The organism is Arenibacter hampyeongensis, from assembly GCF_002909255.1.
GTDB lineage: Bacteria > Bacteroidota > Bacteroidia > Flavobacteriales > Flavobacteriaceae > Arenibacter > Arenibacter hampyeongensis.
Map to the genome: position 1 here is coordinate 1 of NZ_PIOB01000010.1, position 25484 is coordinate 25484.

Below are 25484 nucleotides of genomic sequence, written 5' to 3' on the forward strand. Positions count from 1 at the left end.
AAAATTCTTCTGGAAGGTACTCCACTTTCAGGGACAGCGCAATGCCACCAAGAACCGTTATGCCCATATTACCCTAAACCTTCCCCTAGGGGAACACCTAGATGACAATACCTTCCAAGCAGTATCAAGGGAATACATGGAGCAAATGGGCTATGGCGAACAGCCCTTTGTAATGGTAAGGCACACTGATACCGGCCATGAGCACGTCCATATTATAACGACCAATGTGGACGATGATGGAAAGGTCCTCGGAATTTTTAACAGCTATAGAAGGAATGTGGCGACCCAACGATACCTTGAAAAAAAGTTTAGACTATCGCCCTCGCCACGTACCACACAGCAGAGGGAGCTCCCAATATACAGGTCGCCAGAACTCCATTTCGGCATAGATCCTGCCCAGGGTACGAAGTTCTATTTACAGGACGTACTGAACGGCATACTCCAAAAACATAAGGTGCGGAGCTTTCAAGAACTGGCAAAACTGGTCAGGCCCTATCACATCGAAATAAAGCAAACTAAAAACCAATCGGGAAGGATAGGGGTAGCCTATGGACTGGACAATCAAAAAGGCTACAGGACCCGGTTCATCAACGGCTCCACCGTACACCGAAGCTTGAGCGGCCCGAAACTGCAAAAGGTATTCGAGGCCAATTCAAAGTCGAAACTGCTTCCGATGTACCGCAAACGCTTGCTGAAACAAATAGAAACTACCTATGGCCTCTTCAAGACAATTCGGCCCAAGGAAATGACAGAAGTACTTAAGGAATATCAGGACATCGATATAAAACTGGACAGAAAAGGGGATATCATCAAGGGATATACCATCTATGACAGATCGGGCTATGTGTTCAATCATAGGGAGCTGGGCCAAAATATCCGAATGGTGAAACGACCGGAAATTTTCGGGAACGGCGACCAGCCTACAGGGATTGATACCGACAGCAAACAGTTCAAACTTGAAATCCGAAAACTGATAAAGAAGGCATTCCAAACATCCCATCTTAAATCCCCAGAACGGAACGGACTGCTCTCGGAGAACATAACGGCCAAGAACCTAATGGATATCCTTCCGTATGTAAAAATATCAAAAAACTACATTTATCTTGAACGCTATCTTCCAAGAAATCCAAAAAATTTGTTGATGGAAGCACTTAAAAGAGAGTTCCCGACGGTGAGGGACAGGCTATACCAATTGGAGGAAAAAAAGGAAAAAGAAACCTTGGAAAGCAAGTTCCGGCTTATCGGCAGGATATTGGAAAACGGCATTTTCGATGTCGGGACGGAAAAAGGGAGTGTCCATCGTCTGTTCCTATCCTTGGGAGTAAAGTATCAGGATAACAGATTGTCCTTTTCCGGTTCCAACAAACATACGGTCCCCGTTCGTTTGGGCGAGCTTCCCTACCCTAAGGACATGGACACGAATGTATCCACCGGTTTCGTCCGTCAAAACCATTCGGTGCTGGAAATGTTGACGGCACTGAATTCCGACACCGGCCCTAAACTAACGGCATCCGCCTTTTTTCTACCAATGGTCTTTCCAAAACTGTACGGGATAATGGAAATCGGTTATAGGCAACAATTAGAGAAGGCCGCATTGGGATCATATCTCAAACATGCCGAGCGGATGCACGCCCAATATGAAAAATCTCCTAAGGACTATATAGCCCTTTTCAACGCAAAGGGATTCTATTTTGATAAAGGGAAGGACGGATTCGAGGTCAGATCCATTTATACGGACCATAGGACAAGTTGCCCCTTGCCCAAAAGAACAAACCTTTATTTGAATTCCATTCCCGATGTCACCGCAACATTATTGGAACAGCAGACCGTTATCAACGGTCTGATCAAAGATGGCAGGAACGATCTCAAGAACCTTTGGGCTGGCCATCTAATGCAAAGGGGAATGTACGATAGGGCCGCCTTTATGCTGACAGCGGAAAAGGTCTACCCGAACCTGCATGGCTGGCAAGCACAGCACCATATGGACAACGGACTTCGGAATAGTATAACTAAAACATTGGAAAGGAAATCTTCCATCGAACAAAACCGTTTGTTGCGAAAAGGCGTTTATGCCATCAGTTCGTTATTGGGCAATAGGGGCAAAAAAGGGCAAGAGGAGATTTACAATGGGTTTAAGGATGAACTCACGGATTGGTCGAAGTACAAGGGTAAGGGGATTTCAATGTAGCTTTTTAAGAAGTGATTGAGTTATAGTAATTGACACCGCAAAAGGTGCTTTTTTTCGTGGATAGGGAGAAAAAATAATAATGCGCTAAGTATTAACTTTCCTTTTTTGCTGAACTTTTTGAAACTTTGAAAATTTAGAAATTAATAACCTTTTCTAAAGCATCATCAGTCTCTTTATGCATAAAATTGGCTTGATAATTTATTGTAGTTGTAACGGTGGAATGACGATATAGCTTTTGCAGCATCTGAATAGGAATTCTGTCGCCTGAAATATTGCCAAAACTGTGACGCGCAATGTGCATGGTGAGCTTTTTATTTATTTTCGCTTTTTCTGCGATTTGCACGAGATATTTATTAAATTTTTTGTTGGCGGTTTTTACTTTGTTAAAAACATCTTTCGGATTTTTCAGGTCAGCATTGTTCATTTCAGGAAAAACAAAATCCTCACTGGATCTCCTGTCCTCATCATATCGTCTTAAAAGTGATGTAATTTTCTCTGGTAATTTAAAGGATAATAATTTTTCGTTCTTCCCCATACGATAGTGTAACCGGCCATCGTAAATATCGCTCCACTTAATCATAAGAACATCACCAACACGCATCCCCGCAAGATAAAAACTAAACAACCAAACATTTCGCGCATGAGATTGCTGTTCCGTTAAGTCCTCCAAAGCCTCGATTGATTGAATTTCTTCTATGGTAAGCCCAACTTTTTCGGATTCGGGGAATTTGATGCGTATTTTATCCGCTCCAAATGGATACAATTTTCTGTCAACAATTCCTAATCGTATAGCTTTATTGTACAGGGTTCTAATTACAATTAAGTTGTTAATGACCGAGCGTTGAGATACTTTTCGTGTAGTTTTCAAATAGAGTGAAAAACGACGCAATAAAGCCTCGTCAATTTCTCGAAAACTTAAATCATCATTATCGACAAATCTTATAAAATGACCGACTCGCGCTTTATCGGAAGATAAACGCTGTAGTTTATTTGTTTTTTCTAAATTATCTAAATAATTATCGGCAATTTCTTTAAAGCTAATTTTGGTAAGCGGAGTTGCAATTTCCTCTTTTATCTGTTTTGACGAGATATCATTTTGATGAGTCTGTAAATCAATTAAGGTTTGATTCGCTTCAGCCAACTTCTTGATAAGAAGATTGTTTAAGCGTATGTAATTGGGATGCGATTTTCGCACCTCGCGATTGCCTTCATCCCAATATTTAATAGCAATGTAATGCCCTATATAAAGATAGGTCGTTTTTCTGTTTTTAGTTATGCGAACCGCTAAAGGAAAAAGACCTTGTTTGTTCGCTTTCTTGCGAAGAGTTACCTTTATACTTGACCCCATACTTTACTATTTAAACTAAAGATACGAATTCTAGGTACAACATAGGTACAACAAATGGTGGTTTTTTATGGTTTTATGTGGTCTTTATTGTTTTTTGTAAAAATGCAAATAGCTTAATATGAGATATTTAACTACATATAACATCAAAATACTCTGAATTCAAAATCCAGTTCCTTTGGAGTGTGGGTTCGATTCCCACCTCGAGTACTTAGTAAAGCCGAGATCTACATCTCGGCTTTTTTTTGCTTTAGAACCAACACAATATCCTTTATAGTACCAGTTTCCAATGGCCTTCTGCAATATTTGACCGGTACTATAACTAAAACCCCATTTTAACTAAAAGCCCATCCTTGAGAGTGAATATGGTGAAGTATGGCAATTATCCTTTCTTTAAAAAATACCCTTGCAATATCAAAAAGCCATCAAACTAAAATTCGTTTTGATACCACTCCGTTGTTGGAAAATGGCTTATTAGGTTTTTGATGCCATCCTTCGATATTGGCTTAACCAAATATCCTGAAAGTGTACTTATTTCCTGTGCCTTGGCTATGTCCTGGGGATTGTTGGACGAGGTTAGAAGGTAAATATTAATATCTTTCTTAATGTCAGTTTGGAACGATTTGTACTCACTAAGAAACTCCCACCCGTCCATAAAGGGCATGTTTACATCCAATAAGATAATATCCGGAAGATTGTTTGCAGCTTCTAGATTCTGCTTTAAGAAATCGATTCCCTTTTCACCGTCGGAAAAAAATTGAATTTTTATATCCGGGTTGACTTCTGCAATTGTATTCTTCATGATAAACTGAAAAATCTCATCGTCATCTATTAGAAAAAAATGTAATTTATTCATAGTTGTCAAATAATATTTTAAACTTGGTTCCCTGTCCTAATTCACTAGTTACTTCAATGCTCGCATTTAACGATTCCAGTTGCGTTTTCACCAAAAACAAACCCATTCCCTTTCCGGAAAGTTCACGATGAAATCTTTTGTACAATTTAAATATGTCACTGCCGTAACGGTTCAGATCAACCCCAAGGCCATTGTCCTCAAATACCAATACCTTTTTGTTGTTTTCCAATAATGTCCGGATATGTATAATGGACTTTTTGTCCGGATCTCTATATTTTATGGCATTGGATATTAGGTTCTGAATTACACTCTGCATATAGATCTTTGAAAATTCTATTTCTTTCCATTCACTAAGATCGGTCTTCACCTCAATGGTTTCTTTGTCCAAGGTTTCTACATTTAGATCCAATGAGGCCATAATAATAGGTTCCAATGCTAAATTTTCCAATCTAACCTGATTGCCATCATTGAGAATCCTTACATAGACAAGAAGATCATCCACTAAAGTGTTAATGGCAAGGGTTACCTTGTGCAATTTAGGAAAATAACCCTTGGCCTCTTCGTAGTTTTTAGATTCCTTTAGCATGGACACCAAGGCCGACACACTAGTTGTGGGTGCTCTTAAATTATGGGCAACAATATTATTATACCCCATGAGTTGGGCATTACGCACCTCCAACTTATTCTGAATGGTTGCCAGGATCTTATTTTTATTTTCCAATTCCGAGCTTTTAATCTCCAGCTCGTTGTTCATTAATTCTAGAGCCTTAAAATATTCCCTTTCGGAATTTTCAGTTTTTGTTTCGAGAAAGGAAATACAAAAAATAGCCAATATCACCAACAGATTGATCAGCAAAAGCGAAATGATTTCCCTTTTTATCCGAGCATTTATAAGCTTGGAATCTATATGTTTTAACAGCATCCATTTATTGGCCGTTATAATATCGGCAAACTTGTGCTGGAATAATGGTGTTTGGGACAGTTCATTGGTAAAATCCAGGCCGGTTTTTACCCACAAATCTCCGTTCTTGAACAAGGATATGGATTCTTTGGTATTCAGGGAATCCCATACCTGAAGACGACCCTCCTTAAAAGTGATATTTCCACTGTTAGGAATTAAATGGGCAAACTCTTTTTTACTGTCATTACTCACCAAATAATTACCCTGGTGGTCCAACAACATAAAAGGGTATTGGTTGTCCTTTTTCAGCAAATCGAGGAGTTTTACTGCACTGAAATTTATAACGACTATACCCAGTTTATTGCCTAAGGTATCCAATATGGGGGCTACCCCACGAATCATGGGCTTATAGGGCAATTCCAGTATGCCATTTTCTTGATTAAGGTTTAATGGGGATAAGTAAATTTGATTTTTTTTAAGATCTCTGGTCACCCGATAATAATCCCTATCGGCCTTATCTTGGAGCTCGACACTTTTGACTATTTTCCCATTCTCTTTCCGATTAAGTCTAAATACCTCAGTTCCTGCTGAATTAATGAGCCTAAATTGACTATAACTGTCCATTCCAATTAAAAAATCACCAATATCCTTATCTAGATGGGCATTTTTATCCGGATTAAAATCGTTCTCACTAAAATGGTATTGCTCCCAATAATAGAGGTTGGCTATCATGGGTTTTAAAAGTTCAACGATCAGTTGTTTCTTATTGGAGAGTTCCTTTTGCTGTAAAGAGGTCAAATTGTTGCGCTCTTTTCCATAAATCCATAAAACTGCCAAAACACTCAATATAAGTACTGGGAGGTAGTATTTGACAAATTTTAAAGATAAACGTTTAATCAAATTAAAAGCTATTAATGGTTAAAACATGCACTAAAATGGAAGCACAGCTCAATATGCAATAAATCTATTTGGGGGAAGTTTTAATGGTTCAGATTAGCAATAAACTGAAAATCAAATATAGGTAAAACTATGCCTTATAAATCATTTTTAATTTTAAATTCCATTAATACAATTGCCTTCAAAACCTTGATTAAACTTGGACTGTTGAAATTCTATATTTAAAGAGCCGGCGAAGGGATTCATTATTTATTATGTCCCATTCCCATATTTTTTTCATCATTATGGGTAAAAGTTGACTTGTCTTCATAATTTCCATCCATAGTTAAAACTATTTTTATACTTTTAATAAGTTCAGGTCAATGTCGGCCTTGGTATTAAAAAATTATCCCATGGTGTTAATGAATTAATTATGTTCTTTAAATTCTGCTCAAAAACCTATGGTTCGGAATCCGACCTTAACATTAAAAAAGACCAAAAGGATATTCAACTATAAAACTAAACTCATGAAACCATTAAAAAAAGAGGACATTAAGCAGGAGGTTTTCGACCTCTATGACGATTATGCCCACGACAGGGTAAGTAGGAGATTGTTTATGGATAAATTATCGACCTATGCGGTCGGAGGGCTCACGGTAGCGTCGCTTCTTAGCTTTATCTCTCCAGATTATGTAAAAAAAATCCAGATTCAGCCAGGTGATCCACAACTGAAATCGGAATTTATCCATTACAATTCACCCAAGGGCGGAGGTTCCATAAAGGGTCTGCTTTCAAGGCCCGCAGATGCCAAAGAAAAACTTCCAGGAATAATTGTAGTACACGAAAACCGTGGGTTAAATCCTCATATCGAAGATGTAGGGCGTAGAGCCGGCCTTGCAGGATTTATCTCTTTGGCTCCCGATGCCTTGACACCCTTGGGTGGTTATCCCGGAAACGATGATGACGGACGCGAACTACAGGGCAAGCGAGATCGCAATGAAATGTTGGAGGATTTTATAGCCGCCTTTGAACATTTGAAAACCCACCCTGAATGCTCCGGAAAAGTTGGTGTAGTAGGATTCTGTTTCGGAGGTTGGATTTCCAATATGATGGCGGTAAAAGTTTCGAATTTAGGGGCAGCCGTTCCTTTTTACGGGGGACAACCAACGGAAGATATTGAAAAAATAAACGCACCCCTGTTACTCCATTTTGGCGAATTGGACAAACGCGTCAATGAAGGTTGGCCAGCCTATGAAGAGGCTTTAAAGAAGTATGGCAAAGAATATAAGGCCTATATCTACCCCAACGCAAATCATGGCTTTCACAATGATACTACACCAAGGTATGATAGGGAGGCTGCCGAATTGGCCTGGGGGCGAACAATTGATTTTTTTAAAGAAAAGCTGGGATAAGGCCATTCAGAACCAAAGCCTATAAACAGTACTCAAAACTTCTGATTCGTAAGAATACTCTTCGTACTTCTATATTCATCCAAGCGATCAATTATAATATGGACTATATTTGATCGCTTGGTTTATATCTCAAACTATAGGGAAAGCGTACTAAAAGATATCATGATATAGACCACTATGACCACTACCAGTACCGAGGCCACAATATCCCAAATAGTATAGCTGGCCTTGTTTTCCTCCTTTTGTTTATCTGTAACCGTACCAAAGGTTAGACCGGACAATTGTGCTGCCGATGGGGCCGGATAAAACATACTCACTATAACGGCAATGGCCACGCATAGCGCAAAGAAATAGGCGGCAAACACCAACCAGTTTATATCAGCGATATTGAACAAAAAACTGCCCTCGGAAAAACTGGATTTCATGATTTCCAAGGTCAGTTTGGAAAACCCTATGATCAACCCACCTACCAAAGTAGCAATGGCACCGTTGGCATTGATACGTTTGTAAAATATTCCGAGCAGGAATACCGCCGTGATCGGTGGCGAAATGTAAGCCTGTACGTTCTGCAAGTATTCATAAAGTCCGTCCGAAAGTCTTGTGATCACCGGTATCCACAACAACCCTAGCCCCACTACAAAAAAGGTGGCGATCCTACCTGTTTTTACCAATTCTTCCTCAGGCTTTTCGGGCTTCAATTTTTTGTAAATATCCAGGGTAAACAAAGTGGAGCATGAATTAAATACGGAAGCCAAAGAGCTCATCAGGGCAGCCAATAGTCCTGCCGCTACCAAACCACGCAGACCGGAAGGTAAAAGGTTGCTCATTAAAACAGGAAAGGCCTCGTCAGGATTGTCCCAATGCAGTTTTCCCTGTATTTTAAGTCCCAAAGCCACAACTCCCGGAATCAAAAAAAGAAAAACGGGCATTAATTTTAAAAGTGCACCAAAGATACTACCCCTTCTACCAGCTTTAATACTTTTAGCAGTAAGCACCCTTTGAACAATAACCTGATCGGTACACCAATACCAGATACCAACAATGGTACTTGTTAAAAACAATGGAAGCCATGGATAATCTGGATCCGAATTGGGCCGCCACATATTAAAATAATCCACCCCAATGGTCTCCTTTAATTCTCCCCAGCCCCCTACAGCTTCAAGTCCCATAAAACTAAGGATTCCTGCCCCAAGCACCAATACTATGGCCTGTATGGTCTCGGTATAGACTACAGCCCGCATTCCACCCAAAATGGTATACAGACCCGTAAGCGCCACTGTTGCCACCGCACCGATCCAAAAAGGTATACCCAATAGGGCAGAAACCACTACCCCACCTGCATAAATTGTAACCGATACTTTGGTAAGGATATAGGCAATCAGAGATACTATGGAGAGGACCCAACGGGAACGTGCATCGAACCTCTTTTCCAAAAATTCCGGCATTGTAAAAACCCCGCTTCTGGCATAGAAAGGCAAAAATACCCAACCCAACATTAAAACGATCCAGGCATGCATTTCATAAATCAATAATGGCATTTTATCCCCTGCCCCGTTGCCTGCCAATCCAACTACATGCTCGGACCCAATATTGGAAGCAAAAATGGAGGCACCTACCATAAACCATCCAATATTCCTACCTGCCAGAAAATAGTCCTCCGTATTCTTTTGTTTTTGTTTTATTACCCACCAGGCGACACCAAGAAGTATCACGAAATACGCGGTGATCACAACCCAATCCAGAACGTCCAATCCCTTCATTTTAATTTGGTTTAGTTGGTATTACTTAATAAACTATTGGATTAAAGTATTTATGAAATCCGAAAAACTCAATTCTTAAATTTGTATGCCTCGATACCAGTATAACCAGATTGTCTAATTACAAATAACGAACCGGCCAAGGGTTGCTTTTCCAATTCCTCCTTACTGAGACCCTTCCTTGCCGAAGTAATGTACAGATCTTCCATGGATTCGCCCCCGAAAGCGCAGGAGGTAACGTTGGAAACCGGCAATTTAATGGCCGATAATTTTTTCCCGGTCATAGGATTCCAGTGGGTCACCTGCCAACCGCCCCAATGGGCTATCCATAACATTCCCTCGCGATCTATGGTCATCCCATCCGGAAATCCCTCTTCCTTGGGAACATTGATAATGGTTCTTTTGTTGGAAATGTTTCCATTTTTAATATCGAAATCATATCCTACTACCTTTAGGGTGGGCGTGTCTATATAATATAAAACCTTATGGTCCAAACTCCAAGCCAAGCCATTGGATATACTAATTTTGCTTTCTTTTTTTTCCACCTTATTATCAGTGCCCAATAGATATAGACTGCCGGAATCCTCATCCTCGGAAATTGGCATGGTCCCAGCCCAAAAGCGACCAGCGGGGTCACATTTGCCGTCGTTAAATCTATTTTTCGGCAAATGAACCTCTGGATTTGCAATCATGTCTACCTTTCCAGTTTTATGATTCACAAATCCAAAGCCATCCTTCATGGCTGCTATATAATTTCCATCCTGACAAACCGCCATAGCCCCGATCATTTGACCTACCTGAAGGGTATTAAGGGATTCGGATACTGGCGACCATTCATGGATATGCCCATTTAGGATGTCTACCCAACATATCAATTTTCTGGAAGGGTTCCACAACGGGCCCTCCCCTAATTGGCTTATTCTTTCACATACAACTTCTGGATTCATAGTAAGAAATGTCATTTTATTGCTAGACCAATAAAAGGTCCCATTAAATTTAAATCGATAAACATAGGGAAAACAGCTATTTTTTATAAGGAGAGGGACTAACCGCTGTCCAACCTCCATCGATTACCAAACTCTGACCCGTAATATGCTTGGCATTATCGGAAACCATAAACAATACCGCTTGGGCTATGTCATTGACCGTTGCCGGACGGCCCATGGGTGTAATTTTTTCCCAGGTTCCAAAATAGTCCCTATCACTCATAGTCCTTTCGGTCAAGGTGGCACCGGGTGCCACGGTATTGATGTTTATTTTATAGGGCGATAACTCTATAACCAAATTCTTGGCAAGCATTTCCAAGGCCGCCTTACTCATGCCATAGGCCGCTAAATTTTCATGTGCCTGATGCCCTGTTACCGAAGACATAAAAAGAATAGATCCACCATAACCTTGCTTTTTCATTTGGTTGGCTGCGGCCTGGGCCAAAAAGAAACTCCCCCCCAAATTAACTTTCATAACATCAAAAAATGAATCCGGGGTATAGGTCAGGAATTCCCCAAAAAGGGTAATGCCGGCATTGGCGACAATTACATCCAGTTTACCATATTCTGCAACCGCTGTATCTACCATTTGCCGTATAACCAACATCTCACTTGAATCTCCGGAAACGCCAATACATTGCCCTTGCTCCCCTTCCATTCCTGCCACAGCTTCCCTTGTCAAAGTGGCATCCAAATCGTTCAGTATAACATTGGCCCCTTTGGCTACCAATTGTTTACAAATCTCCAAGCCTATTCCCTGTCCCGCTCCTGTAACAATGGCCACTTTACCCTTAAAATCCATAATCAAACAATAGTATTAATGGGAATCCCTAGGGACTTCACTTCCCGATTTCCCTTGTAAAAAGTCCATATCCGCTCCCAAATGGGCCTGTTGCACATGGTTCACATACAAATTAACATAGCCCCTATCCACAATTGGAGGTGGCACTGCACTCTTTTTCTTGCGTCTTTCCAATTCTTCATCCTGCACCAATACAGTTAAGCTACGATTGTGACCATCAAGGGTAATCAGATCCCCGTTTTCAATTACTGAAAATTACCTCCCATGGCAGCCTCCGGTGAAACATGTAACACCACGGTACCAAAACCGGTTCCCCTCATCCGGCCATCCAAAATACAGACCATAACCTTGACTCCTTTTTCCAAAAGTTTTTAGGAGAATACCGTATTTCCTGCCACCGGCATTCCGGGATACCCCTTGGGCCCAACATTTTTAAGTACAAGAATACAGCTTTGGTTCCTCCCTAATAATATTTTGGTGGAATTCATTATTATAAATCTTCATTTTATTGTGAGTATTTCACTCAATCCCTATTTGCAGGCTTCAATATCGTGAACTTTTCCGAAATAAATAGGTCGTTTTTTAAGGAATTTACATAATTGCGCAAGTAGCTATGGAAAAAATATTACATCTGCCAATTGAAAAAGGGTTGGCTACTATTTAGTCCAACCCTTTCATATTTCTTGTGACTTAAAAATGAATTTCTATTTCACCCAAACCAGATTATTTAATCGCTACTTTCTCAGGGTTTCCAGCTGTTTTAATTTCCAATTTCAGACTTGCTTCCTCTTTGGCAGAAAAAATACAGTCGACCTTTATCTTGTGGTCACCACTACTTATTTTCAGCTTTTCCGGGTCGATCAGGATGCTTTTTACTCTGTTCCAGGATTTATCATAAAGCACCACCTCGTTGCCGCCATCGTATTTAAGATTCTCGCCCTTATCAATGGTTATGTCCAAGTCGATTTTTTTGAAATCATCCAACTCAATACTTATCCCCGAGACCTTGGTGTTCTTTGTGGTCAATATAAACTGCATCGGTTGTGTAGCAAACTCGTTCTTGTACTGGTATACGGACCAAACCGGCTCTCCAGGTTGTCTAATTTTCAATTCGTGCTCAAAACGCTGGACAGCAAAGGGAATTAAATTCCAACTATCTTCAGACACTTTTTCCAAGGAAAATTCATCCTTAATATTTTCCATCCTCTTTTTTTGTTCTACAGAAAAAGCTCCTCCCAATCTTGCTTTTTCCCATTCTTTTATTTTCTCCAAAATTTCATCACCAAATCCATTCTTATTCACCAAATCCACTGAGGTAACCAAGGCATAGCCAGCATCAAAAGCGGCACTTCTGGCCAACATCCATTCTATATCCTCCAAACTGGTATTGTCCCGCATACTAAACCATCCCAGCATACATGGAATGAAATTTCTACGAAAATAATCCTGATTCAATAATCTATATGAGGTCTGACTCTCCCTGAATCCGGCATACCAAGGTTCACCCCAATTCATACGGGTAAACAAATGCCAAAAATAATGTCCTGGCTTACTGGCATCCATAATATAATCGTTCTTTACTTCTGGCAATAAATTATTGTACCAGGCATCTACGAATAACACTTCTCCATAGCTTCCCATTCCCGTTGAAGCATTTCCTTCTAAACCATCAAAGGATATTTGCCGTAATCCAGTCTTGTTATATAAATCAGCTATTCTTGTGGCCATTTCCACTCCCAAGTCGGTATTGGTCAAAAAGGTTTTGTAGGCATGGTCTGCCAATTTGGATATGATATCCTCCTTATTGTGACTACTGGCTTGGGTTCCAAATGCCCCGCGCTGGGAATTGATCAATATCCAAGGTGCAGTTTCTGAAACACTTTCGTACCTAATTATTTCACTTCCGATTACTACCGCATGCAGGCTATTGTTGCCCATTTGGTTAAAATAAGTCGGGTCTTTTATTTCAATATTTTTTTCCTTTTCACTTATATCATTTACAAGTACACTAGATCCTACTTTCGCCAGTCTTTCATCTGGAATAGGAGTTACATAAGGGTCATTTGTAGTGGTAAAGTTGGACAAAGTATGAGCTCCCAATTTAATCCCTTCCTGTTCCGCCTTATCCACAAATTCTTTCATGCTGTCCCAATTCTCTGGAAATGCATCTTTATGTAATTCGAAATGACCCCAATTGGAAAATGGCCCTGAATGATACAAATATTGTAGTCCGGCTTTTTTGGTTAAAGCTATAGCATCATCTATGGTGGCGGTTCCAAAATCCTGAATCAAGTATGCAGCTGTAGCAGTTTTGGCCCGTTTGCTCCAGACCCCATCTATGGTAGGATGCGGCAATCCCTCAGCCAACTCTATCACCTCCAAGGTATTCAAGACTTCTTCCGGGGCGCAACCAAACAAGGCTATTTTGGAACCTAAAATTCCTTCATCCTTAAAGGCTGGGGCCACGTAATGTTCATGTCCCATGGTAGCCACAATCCTTTCTTTATCCCTATTCCTTGTGTATGCCTGCAATGAACTGCCATAATCTTTAGGCAAGGCTGTATGGCCTCTGTAAAGTATATTCAAGGAATCCGAAATATCTACCAAACTGGTTGTTCCAAATATATCGTAGGATGGTGTGGAATCGTCCTCGTTGGTAGGATATCCGCCCAGCGTTCTTTTGTTCAAGGCCTGAATACCTATGGAAAAATCCCTGTTCCGAACCACACCAACTGTTTCTCCAATAGTTTCCTTAATGTTGGTCTCAAAAGGCCCCCATAACACTAATTCAATATCACTTTCTTTAGTAATTGAGATTAGCTCAAAAGTAAGATACCGTTCCTTTTTTAGGATTTTAACCTCTGCCCTCACATCATTTTTTGGATAGCTCAACAATATAACATCCTCCCCTTCCTTAATTTCAAAAGAGGAAGGATATTCAATTTCCCCATTAACCCTGATGGCCAAAATAGATTTGGGATCTTTGGTGGCATAAGCATACTGGTTATTATTTTTTGAATCTGTCAGACCCGTAATTTTTCCCTTTGAATCAAATCCAATATTCAGGTTTCCCGCTTGATAAACATTATCGGTATGCTTATTACATCCAAAGAATAGTGCCAACAAACAGAAGGTTACAATTTTTAAAGCTTTATTTTTCATGTGGTATTTATATGGTTTTACAATTGTGTTCTTTAGTATTTCCAATACTATTATCTAAAATCCAAAATCTTTACTTCTCTTGGCTTTAGAAGTATTTTTACCTCAGATCCATGTATATATTCCTTTTGGACAAATTCCGTGGCGTTTTCCAATGGGGAGGAAACATAGTATTTATTTTTCCCTTCAATTAGCCCCAACTTTCGATCGAGTATTACGCTATATGTTTGTGGCAGATTTGAGGGATTATGGAAAGATATATACCCGCCATCTTCATTCCATCCCGTATATCCGTATATTTCCGATTCCTTTGGATTACCTCCGTGTATTTTAGCTCGTTTAAAATATGGAAATGCGGTCTTAGCCCATTTTAGGCCTTTAGCCAAAACATCCCAATCGCTTTCAGAAAGTTCCTGAGTTTTAATATAGAGCTCCACAAAACCGGTTCCCCTAGAAAGATTCATCCATAAATATTGTGAGAATACTTCCGGACTTTCCCCTGATTTTACCTTTTTTGGTTCATGATTAAACACCGAATTAATGGGAAATTGAGTGTTTTCCTTTTGCCATGTTTCGTAGTAAACTCCATCCCTATAAACCAATTCCTCTGTTCTATTGCTTCCCCCAGCTGCATCCCCCGCATTGATCATCCACACGGCATCTATGTACATTAGCCACCATGGACTAAGGTAAGCCCCGTTGGAAATTACAACATAAACATTAGGATCAACGGCGTGTTGTTTCCTAAAAAGTTCCATTAACCGCTCGGTTCCGGCAACGAGATAGTACGTCTTTAATTCATCAAATTTGGAATCGTTCAGGATTGGGTCCGATGCTGATAAACCTTCAGTTCCCAACTGTGGCATATAAGGTATGCCGTATTGGTCTCCATGAAGTTCAAATTCCCTAGTATTGAGATGTCCAAAAATCCCGTCGAGTTTAAAGTAATTAACTCCATTATTGGTCAACTCCAACATCCTGTCCTCCAACAATTGCATATACTTGGGTCCGGCCATGGACATCCATTTTCCTAGGGTTTCAAAGCCTTGTTCCCTGAGCTTTTGCACCGCAGGTTCTCCGCCCAAAAGACATCCTGGACTCATCCATAATCCAAGTTTTGAATCTGCAAGTTCTACATTTTCGAAACTTGTAGAGAAATCGGCATCGAATTTTGAGTTTACCTTCCAAACTTTGTCAGACCAATCAGCACTTACATCCTGCCAACCATCGTCAATGACATATGCATTAAGCGGATCAACCTCCCTTTCCTTAACTAGTTCTTGTTGAACTTTCGACACACTTTGGTTAAATTTTGCCTTGTCTACACCACTATAAAAATCAAACCAACTGTTATATTGGATTTGTAACCTAAGAGGCCTAATCCGAATCCTATCTATATAATTAAAAAATGTCTCTTGAATGTATTCGGAATCATCACCCACACCAATCACTGCCTTATGGGAAATATATATTTCATCTGCCTTAATTTCCTTGCCCCATAAATAGCCACAATAGCCCTTTTTATTTTCTACATAATTGTTAGCTCCGGGAAACTCTATCCCAAAAAAGGTGGCCGATTCTGATCCATACAAGGGTTGACCAAGACCGGGTCGCCATTGGGCTACACCTTGAGAGGTTATTTGTTTGATCTGGTATGGCTGATAAATATCCTCTAGGGACAAAGACTCAACATCTATCCGTTCTAGGGTAACAGGTTTAGTCGATCTTATATTCAGATATTTATGGATATAAAAATCGTCCTTTCCTACTTCGTAATAAACCTCAACTTCCAATTGGTGTTCCTTATTTTTTAATAGGAAGCCAAGGGAGTTACTGTCTTCTTGGAGTACTTTTATAAATTTGAAATCCTCAGAGCTTAGCACTAGATCTGACCCTTCTATGTGCGTACCTTGGGAAATTCTTAACCTAAATTCCTCTTTGTCCTTTGGAATTAACTTTTTGCCTGCAATTTTATTAAGGACTTCCGAGGTAAATAGATGGCCGTCAGAGCTTACATTTATAATCCTTGCTACAGATTCGTTTTCCAACGTAAATTCATTTTTGGTTTTGCAGCTTACCGTTATAAATAGGATTATAAGAGTAAAAAGCTTTAAAATAGACTTCATTGATAATTATTTAATTGGCGTTTTATAATATTAGTCCTTAAGAAAATTGTTCTCTATAAGAAAGAAATCGACTCCCAAGGCAAACTTCTTATTGGTCATTCTAGATTCTTGGTTGTTGCCGACCAATTCAAATCGCACAACATAAGCATTGTTTACAGGCTTACATTCTCCTAGGTTTAGATATGGATTCGTAACCCCTTCATGTTTGGAATAGAGATCTTGACTATTTTTTTTAATGCCGTTTACATAGACATCAAACATGCCGCTATTAGGCCCAACAGCAGTACACAGATAAATTAGAGAGGTTTCAAATTGTTCGGTAATATTAAACTCGACAAAGTCGCCCGGTTCCTCGAACCAAATGTTTTTAAGTGCCCCAGAGCTTATCTCTCCCCACATTGGAATTTCACTGAAGTTTTCCTTAACCTTTGCACTTTTATCAACAATTGGGAGTATCTCTGCCTCTAAAGCTCCGTCCACCACATACTGAGATCCCTGAGCTTTTTCTATTTCCCTTTCCAAATCTTCTATTGTTGGTAATTTAGTAGCTGCAAAGGAAGGTAATGCCGGTTTATTGTGAGTTACACCCGGAATCCCATACCAAAAAGTAGTCTGTGCATATTGTAAGAAATGGGATTTACTACGTTTGCCACAAGAGGATTCCATATCAAATTTTATTTGATTTCTAAAAGGAATGGCATCCAATACCCGGGTTCGAGTACAAACGTTATAACCCTTGGATTTTTCACCCACTATTATATTCCCCAAAAAGGGTTTCGAAAACTGATCCGCTGGGGTAGGAACAATGCCTCCTGCCCATCCATAATAATCCTCGGTTCCAGTTCCAAAGTGAGAAGGAAAATTTCTTTCCAAATCCTCATCTATGTAGATTTTCTCATCACCTTCACCCCACCATCCTTCAATGGGATTAAGTACTGACCACTCATCACCAACAATGACTCCTTTTCCACTTGCACTTAAAAAATTATAATCATATAACGGAAATGTAGGCGTGGGGTCATCCATCTGCCAGGTGGCATAAAAGTGCATGGAATTGGACGTCCATTTCATTTTCTTAGTCGTAACGGACATTTTAACCTTTACTTTTTCTTTTCCAAGATTCTTAACAACCAACTGACCTCTATTCTTATATGGCATTACCCAACGGCATATCATATTGCCGTCTTCAGTAACCGACCGCTCCCACATATCATAACTTTGGATTTTTCCTACATTGTTAAAAAAGTCGCCCACCGGGACCCATATAGTTTCCTCACCATCAAAATTGGACTGCAATACCACCGAACGTAAGGCTTGAGTCATATCTGAAGCAGCTGTAAGCTTGAATTGAAATTCCTGAACGGAATTATTTCCTTTAGGAAGGTCAAAAATTATAGATTCTAAGGGGTCAATCGATTTTTCTTGTTCTTTTTTAGTTCCTTTCGGCAACCTGTATTCCGTTAAAATTTTACCCACTTCATTTCTTACTTTCGAGGTCCTTTCAAAATCTTCCATGGTAAAGGTTTTAACCTTGGTACTCGTGGGATATTTTCTATAATTAATAATATTATAGAAAGCTTTCTTTTCCATGGTAATCTTACACCCTTTAGCATAAGGTATTGGAAAATAAAGATTGCCCGCCCTTGCTGAATAATCGGCAAAAGGCGGTTTTACAAAATCATTCCCTTTTACTAGGTCAAAGAAATTAGTGGAAATCACGGGCTCTAGATTGCCATCTAGATAAATATTTATATTTGCACCCTCGGTATTGTCTAACCCATAGTAAAAACAGACCGCCCAAATTTTAGTAATAACACCCGGGCCTGAATCTTCCATCAGCACCCACTCTTTTTTACCGTTTATCTCCTCGACCCGTTTGAAAGAAACTCCATCACTATCAGCAAACCAGCCCGGCAAATCAGGGGAAACCGATTCCCTATTATAACTGCTTGCTTGCTTGGATTGATAGTTGGATGTTGGAAATTGGGTAATCTTTTCGCGATCTACTATTTCCTCCAACAGACCAGAGATATTCACCTCGTCTTCCTGAGCATAAAGTCCTTCACTAGAAATGAAAAAAATTATATTTAATAAAAATCCAAATAACATTATTCTATTGTTCACCAACTAAAATTTTAACGTGATTGATTAATATTGGCATATTGAACAAGTTTAATAAACAAAACTTTGATTTTAGACCTTAAGGGAGGATTAGGACAAACTAATCCTTATAAAAGAAACCTAATTACCATTGAGACTGTTTAAGAATAATTCAAACTACACAAACCAATTCCCATCAAACAATTGGATAAATTAGTCAAACAGTTAATAAAACCTATTCAGTTATTATTTGAAAACAAGCAATGGTCCGTTGTTCTCCCCTACCAAAACCACGACACCAGTAACTGTCACCACTTTTTCCACCGCCTTTATATTGCCTGGAACAAAAAATCCACTTTCCCTGCTTGTAACTGTTTCAAACACCCCATCTTTATTCCCTTTTAACATCAATCCAGTTCCCGCATCGGCTCTGCTGGTTTCCACCTCGACCTCGAATTTGTTTCCAGCCAATAATAAGTCCTGATACCCGTCATTATCAAAATCGTGACAAACAATTCCGTTTATAGGTGCGTATTGTGCTTCGAGAGGTAAAGGCTCTAAGGTGAATTTACCTTTTGAGTTATTTCTAATGATAACTGATCTGAATTCCTGAACCTCTAGGTGAAGTGCTTCACTTAAATTAGAAGATCCATATATATCTATAATATTGGCCTCGGCAAAACCAGTAAAGGATGGGAATTTATCCCCAATAAATGGCATTTGTTCAGTTGAACACATCTTTCCCCTAACCGGGTACAATTCGTTGTCAATATCTTTTGCCAACACAATATCCACAGATCCGGTCTTATCAAAATCACTTCCATAAATATGAAATGGCTTTTCTTTACTCGCATGAAACTTATAATTTAATCCTAAGTTCCCGGCAACAAAATCCATATCCCCATCCAAATCAATATCCACTTGCTTTATAGTGTTCCACCAACCTGAAGTGCGGTCAAAACCATAATCCTTTGTCCTATCCCGGAAAACTCCATTGTCGTTTTCCAAAAATGTTATAGGCATCCATTCCCCTACTACGATCAAGTCGTCGTCCCCGTCATTATCAAAATCCGAAACTACCGCATCGGAAACCATTCCAAGATTTTCTATTTCAATGGCCTCCGCCCCTTTGAGATTTCTAAAAGTTCCATTGTCATTTACCAATAGATAACTAGTTGCTGCATAGGGGTATTCCCCTTTCGCCGTTCTTGCGCCGACAAAAACATCCATATCTCCATCCTTGTCAAAGTCTATTGACGTGGCACACGAGCCATAATTTTTCAAAAATGGTAGCTGATCAGACTTTGTAAATTGCCCTTGGCCATCATTTAAATACAATCGGTCCATTAACGCGGCGCTATCACTATCCATCTCATAACTACCACTTACCACATATAAATCCAAGAATCCATCCCCATTAGCATCAAAAATAAGGGATGCGGTATCTTCACTCATTTTGTCCAATTCAAAAGCGGGCTGATCTGCCTGTAGAAAATTTCCCGATTTTTGCTGAAAATAAACTGTCGCTGAAAACCAAGCGGCACCTCCAACAAAAAAATCCTCCAAACCATCATTGTTTAAATCGCCAACGGATATGCATGGGCCTTCATTGGACAATTTATGGGGCAATAACAATTGATCCTTAAAATCATCATAGGAAATGTCTGAATGAATAAATTGTGAATCCAAAAGTTCGGGTTCTTCTTTGAAAACTGTCTTCCGATCATGGTTTATTGAATCGGGAATAATAGCGTTCTTATAATGGATTACCAGTTCTTGATCCGCCTTTATATCCTGAATAACTTGTATTTTACCATCGGGCCATTTTACCTCTATTTTTTCAATTCTTCTTGTTTTTCCCAATCCAAAGTGTATAATAGGCTCAGAAGCTGAAAAATACCCCCTAGTAGTATGCAATTCTTTCAGCAACGTTTTATCATCAGTGAATAGCTTCACTTTTGCCCCAAGTCCTAAACGATTATTGGGCTGCCCATCCAGCCTAATTTTCAAATAGTGAACTCCTTTCTTAGAGGATAAATTTTCAAACAAAAAGGCATTATCGTTGACGTTATTGCAAACTAGATCTAAATCTCCATCATTATCAAAATCGGCATAAGCAGATCCATTGGAAAATGATGGCAAACCCACATTTTTCACTGTACTGACATCCTCAAAAGTGAAATTACCATTGTTCCTAAATAAATAGTTTGACAACTTCACGGAAGGGTAAAGTTCTCTTACCTTTTTTAATTGATCAAAACCAACAACTGCATTTTGATCCGACTTTAGTTCCGCCACATATTCCTTTTCCTTAATCCTTGAATCTACATTGGTTACATCCCTTAGAATACCATTGGTTACATGAACATCGTTAAACCCATCCAAGTCAAAATCTGCAAGTAAGCAGGACCAACTCCAATCGGTATTCTCAATCCCAGAAAAATAACTTAAATCTTTAAAATGAGGTTTGTCGGCTGAAAAAATTCCATTATTAATTTGCAGGACATTATGCATATACTGCCATTGATAACCGGATTGCACCATATTGTACATGACGTCCCTAGGCATCATGGTCATCGAAGTCTTGGACCTCTTATAATCTTCTGGCAACATATCCAATACAAATAAATCCTGAAAACCATCATTATTTATGTCGGCCACATCCGCTCCCATACTATAATTTGAAGTGTGCTGAAAAAATTGACCAGCTTTATCTTCAAACGTCCCGTCCCCATTGTTCATATAAAGAAAATCCGGGCCGGCAAAATCATTGGCCACAAAAATATCCTGATAGCCATCATCATTAAAATCTGCCACGGATGCCGTAAGGCCAAAAAATAAATCGGGTAATATTCCTGAAGATTTCGATACATCGGTAAAGGTCAAATCGCCATTATTCCTAAACAACTTGTCCGAACCTCCATATTTTTTTAGTGACCCGTTATTTCTTATTTTTTCAAGATCAAATATTTCATTTGCTAATTTAAATTCTACAGGCGTATTTACAATATAAACATCTAAATCGCCATCATTGTCGTAATCAAAAAAATTGGATTGGATAGAATGACTATTAATTTCTGCCAGACCCATTTTCATTGAAGATTCTGTAAATGTTAGATCCCCATTATTAATAAAGAACAGGTTACTTTGAAAAACATCAGTATCAGGTCCGGACCTACAAACATAGATATCCAACCAGCCATCATTATTTATATCCACTGTAGTAATGCCTGTGTAAAAGCCACCTTCTCCCTTAATTTGAGCTTTATCAGTAATGTCTTCAAATTTTAAATCCCCTTTGTTTAAAAACATTTTGTTAGACCCCCTATTGGAACTAAAAAAGATATCTGGCAATTGATCATTATTAAAATCCCCGGTAGCCACCCCGGCTCCCATATACATATGCATAAAAATATAGTAGTTGAAGTCCGGGGTTTCCTCAACTGAATTCTCAAAATATAACTGGGAATGCTCCGGATTAATTTTATTAAAAATGGGGTCTTTCCCCTGACCGGAACCTAGGTGCCAGATAAAGAAAAAACATATAAAAAGTAAATTGCCCAATGCCCTTACCTTTTCCATTTTTAATTATTTATTTTAATGAATTTTGCACTACCATTATTTACCCCTATTACTAGGGCCTTTTGGTTTCCATAACCAATGAGTTTTATTTCCTTTACATCTTGAGAAATATTTAGTCCAGATTTCCCCATAGGTACTGACTCAAAAATAAACTTGTCCTTACCTTTTAGAAATAAGCCCAGACTCGCATCATTTCTTGTTGTTTCTATTTCAGATCCATATAAATTCCCAGCGACAACAATATCCATTATCCCATCATTGTCAAAATCATAAATCACTGAACTGTTGATATTGGAAACCTGGGCCAAATCTGGCAATTGCCTAATTTCAAATTCACCATTCCCTAAATTTTCCATACTAACACTTGCAAAGGTCTTGGCTTCATAATGCAGGGCATTATCCAATTTGGAATCTCCATATACGTCCTGAAGGGTCGAAGATGCAAATTCATTGTAGGTTGCAAATTTCTTTTTTATTTCTGGAATTTGCTGGGAGGAACAAGACCTTCCTCTGAGCGGATATTGTGTTCCGTAGTTATAATAACTCAACACTATGTCGTTCTTGCCATTTTCGTCAAAATCACCATAGTGCACGGAAAATGGTTCATTTGCTTTTGCCTTGTATTTGTAGTTTAATCCCAAATTCCCAAACACATAATCCTCATCCCCGTCGCCATCCAAATCCCCTTTGGAAATACTGAACCACCACCCAGTGGTATTTTGTAAATTAAATTTATCAGTGCTGTTCTTAAATAGCCCTTCAACATTTTCCAAAACAGTAATGGGCATCCACATACCAGTAACCAACAAATCCAAATCACCATCCCCGTCGAAATCCGTCCAAACAGCATCTGTCACCATACCCAACTTATCCAATACATTTGCATTGGTTTTTACAAAACCTAATGACCCAGTTTCCACCAGCTGATTTTTCAACAAATAACTATCCGCAGGTTCTGGATAATGTCCTGGCACTTGCCTCCCACCAACGAACAGATCTAAATCGCCATCATTGTCATAATCCGCCACCTTGACCCTAGACCCACTAGCATTAATAATGGGTAGGGTACCTATAGATAGTTGAAAGCTGCCTTTCCCATCGTTTAGATACAACCTGTCCTGATAGTTTTCCGAATCCAATTCATATTCATTTCCGCCAGAAACCACATATAAGTCCTGATCTCCGTCATTATCGGCGTCAAGAAAAACGGACCCCATGTCCTCCCTGTTTAGGTCGGGAATAAGTTTCAAGGGACTTTCTAAAAATGAGCCCGTGGGTTGTTGCTTATAAAGCTTCCCTAACCCTTCATTTGGACCACCTATATAAAAATCCTCCAATCCATTGCCGTCAATATCTGCGACAGCAATTCCAGAGCCTAGGGTAGACATGCGATGGGGCAATAATACCTCACGCCCAAAATCGTCGAACTTATTCTCTTTATGTACATAATTTATTTTGGCGGTATCAGAAATATCTTCAAATAGTAACAAATCCGATTTGTATTTAGATTGTCCGTTATTTTTAGCGCTATTAAGATCATACTCCAAAGTTCGGTTTACCTTAATGTTTTTATAAATTGAAGTCTGGCCGTTAAACCAATCTATTCTTAAGCTGTCAATTTTATTGATTTGATTTAATCCGAAATGCAGTACTTCCTCACTACTGGAGTTGATTCCACGAGCATTGGTCAATTGTGAGATTTGCACACCCTTTTTGTGAAACAAGGAAACTTTTGTTCCAAAAAAGCTTTGATCCACCTTTCCTTTTTTGAATTTTATCCTTAAATAATTATTCTCCTTATTTTTCGAGATATTGTTTTTATATATATAAGCAACTTCATCAATATTGTTTAGGACTAGATCCAAATCCCCATCATTATCCAAATCCCCATAGGCAGCACCAGTGGAAAACGTTTTTTGGGACAGCCCCCATTTATCGGATACTTTTTCGAATTTCAGTCCATTGGTATTCCAATACATATAATTCTGAATTTTATCGGAAGGAAAAAAGGATAGCATCTTTTCCAAGTTGGCATATTTCCAAACGTCAAAGTTTTTGTCGCCCTCCTTATTATAATTGGTATCGATATCCCCAACATATTCATCCAATTTCTTAAGAGCATCGGTGTTACCAATTTCATGTCGTATTCCATTGGTGACGAAAAGATCTAAGTGACCATCATTATCAAAATCGGCCAATAAAGGGGACCAACTCCAATCCGTACTGGAGATACCCGCCATTTGTGCTATTTCACTAAAAAGCATATTTCCATGTACATCAACACCGTTGTTCAGTTGTAGTGTATTGAACATATATTGATAATGCCCACCTCTACTTACATTATTCCAAAACTCGGTGGGGTTCATGGAACTCATATTACTTTTAAGTCTGTAGTTATCTTCAGCCACCATATCGAGGACCACAAAATCGAACCAACCATCATTGTTAATATCCCCAACATCTGTCCCCATACTGAAATAAGATGTATGCTTAATGTTTTCATAAATTTTATTGGTAAAAGTTCCATTTCGGTTGTTGATATAAAAGAAATCTGGACCCAAATAATCATTGGCCACATAAATGTCCTGCCAACCATCATTATCAAAATCTGCAACACTGGAACTTAAACCGTATCCGAAATTGCTTACTCCTCCATTGTTGGGAGTTTCAAAAAAATGATTATCAATATTCTCGAGCAATCTATAATTTTGAGTGGGCACAATTTTTTTTTCATCGTTTGCTGGAGCCATAAACGAAGAGTTCTTAGGTTGATTCACCAAGAAAACATCAAAATCTCCATCTCTGTCAAAATCAAAGAAATTAGCTTCTGTAGTTCTATTCCTGTCGTTTAAATTGTAATTGTCTGCAGATTCAGTAAAAGTATTATCCCCATTATTAATGTAAAGTTCATTGGCCCGTAAATCTTCCTTATCATCATATAGACTTTTACAAACATAAATATCCTTATAGCCATCGTTGTTGATATCAACTATACTAACATGTGTAGACCAACCCCCTCTATTCAAAATCCCGGCGGCAACTGTAATGTCCTCAAATTTTAGATTTCCCTTATTAAGATATAGCTTATCACCAACCTGATTCCCTGTAAAATATATATCCAAAAGCCCATCATTGTTGATATCGCCGATTGCTACTCCACCTCCCTTATAAAAACCCTTGTAAACAAAAATATTGTCTTCATTGGTTTGGTGAAGCTGGTTATTGAAGTATATATTCGAAACAGATGGATCTAGTAAAGAAAATACAGTATCCCCGCTATTATTTGCTCCCAAATCTTGTGCGTAACAATGTATAGTAAGAACAAAAATCGAAATCGTTTGAATAATGGCAATTCCTCTACCCATGTTATGTTTATTATTGTTTCTAACTAGCC

At 39.0% G+C, this 25484-nt stretch carries 13 protein-coding genes and 1 pseudogene; 2 read left to right on the forward strand and 12 right to left on the reverse strand.

Going from position 1 to position 25484, the window contains the following annotated elements; all coding sequences use genetic code 11:
* A partial coding sequence (locus CWD91_RS18875) for a relaxase/mobilization nuclease domain-containing protein (protein WP_157943841.1) occupies window positions 1-2188 on the forward strand: 2188 nt, incomplete at its 5' end.
* 133 nt (window positions 2189-2321) lie between these two features.
* Here CWD91_RS18875 and CWD91_RS18880 read toward each other — a convergent pair.
* From CWD91_RS18880 to CWD91_RS18890, 3 genes are all read right to left on the reverse strand, one after another.
* Complete coding sequence (locus CWD91_RS18880; RefSeq protein WP_103442541.1) at window positions 2322-3536, reverse strand: site-specific integrase; 1215 nt, start codon at window positions 3534-3536, stop codon at window positions 2322-2324.
* Window positions 3537-3963: 427 nt separating this feature from the next.
* On the reverse strand, window positions 3964-4389 hold the full coding sequence (locus CWD91_RS18885; protein WP_103442542.1) for a response regulator: 426 nt from the start codon (window positions 4387-4389) through the stop codon (window positions 3964-3966).
* Window positions 4382-6127, reverse strand: a complete 1746-nt coding sequence (locus CWD91_RS18890) for a sensor histidine kinase (protein ID WP_157943842.1) — start codon at window positions 6125-6127, stop codon at window positions 4382-4384. The genes CWD91_RS18885 and CWD91_RS18890 overlap by 8 nt, the downstream gene beginning before the upstream one ends.
* A 566-nt stretch (window positions 6128-6693) precedes the next feature.
* Here CWD91_RS18890 and CWD91_RS18895 point away from each other — a divergent pair.
* Window positions 6694-7578, forward strand: coding sequence for a dienelactone hydrolase family protein (locus tag CWD91_RS18895; RefSeq protein WP_103442658.1), 885 nt, complete (start codon window positions 6694-6696; stop codon window positions 7576-7578).
* Between the two features lie 134 nt (window positions 7579-7712).
* Here CWD91_RS18895 and CWD91_RS18900 read toward each other — a convergent pair whose 3' ends face one another.
* The 9 genes and pseudogenes from CWD91_RS18900 to CWD91_RS18935 form a co-directional block, all read right to left on the reverse strand.
* Window positions 7713-9338 (reverse strand): sodium:solute symporter, encoded by a 1626-nt coding sequence (locus CWD91_RS18900; RefSeq protein ID WP_103442544.1) that lies wholly within the window; start codon window positions 9336-9338, stop codon window positions 7713-7715.
* Between the two features lie 68 nt (window positions 9339-9406).
* Window positions 9407-10282: an SMP-30/gluconolactonase/LRE family protein gene (locus tag CWD91_RS18905; protein ID WP_103442545.1), complete on the reverse strand. Its 876-nt coding sequence runs from the start codon at window positions 10280-10282 to the stop codon at window positions 9407-9409.
* Between the two features lie 76 nt (window positions 10283-10358).
* On the reverse strand, window positions 10359-11123 hold the full coding sequence (locus tag CWD91_RS18910; protein WP_103442546.1) for an SDR family NAD(P)-dependent oxidoreductase: 765 nt from the start codon (window positions 11121-11123) through the stop codon (window positions 10359-10361).
* A 15-nt stretch (window positions 11124-11138) separates the two neighbouring features.
* A pseudogene (locus tag CWD91_RS23220) lies at window positions 11139-11467 on the reverse strand (hypothetical protein).
* 379 nt (window positions 11468-11846) lie between these two features.
* Window positions 11847-14285: a hypothetical protein gene (locus tag CWD91_RS18915; protein WP_103442547.1), complete on the reverse strand. Its 2439-nt coding sequence runs from the start codon at window positions 14283-14285 to the stop codon at window positions 11847-11849.
* 50 nt (window positions 14286-14335) lie between these two features.
* Window positions 14336-16408 carry an alpha-galactosidase gene (locus CWD91_RS18920; protein WP_103442548.1) on the reverse strand — a complete coding sequence of 691 codons (2073 nt, stop codon included), beginning with the start codon at window positions 16406-16408 and terminating at the stop codon, window positions 14336-14338.
* 30 nt (window positions 16409-16438) lie between these two features.
* Entirely contained in the window at window positions 16439-18532 is a 2094-nt protein-coding gene (locus CWD91_RS18925) for a glycoside hydrolase family 172 protein (RefSeq protein ID WP_157943843.1), read from the reverse strand.
* A 222-nt stretch (window positions 18533-18754) separates the two neighbouring features.
* Window positions 18755-22090: a VCBS repeat-containing protein gene (locus CWD91_RS18930; RefSeq protein WP_103442550.1), complete on the reverse strand. Its 3336-nt coding sequence runs from the start codon at window positions 22088-22090 to the stop codon at window positions 18755-18757.
* Window positions 22091-22092: 2 nt separating this feature from the next.
* Entirely contained in the window at window positions 22093-25455 is a 3363-nt protein-coding gene (locus tag CWD91_RS18935) for a VCBS repeat-containing protein (RefSeq protein WP_103442551.1), read from the reverse strand.
* Window positions 25456-25484 lie beyond the last annotated feature (29 nt).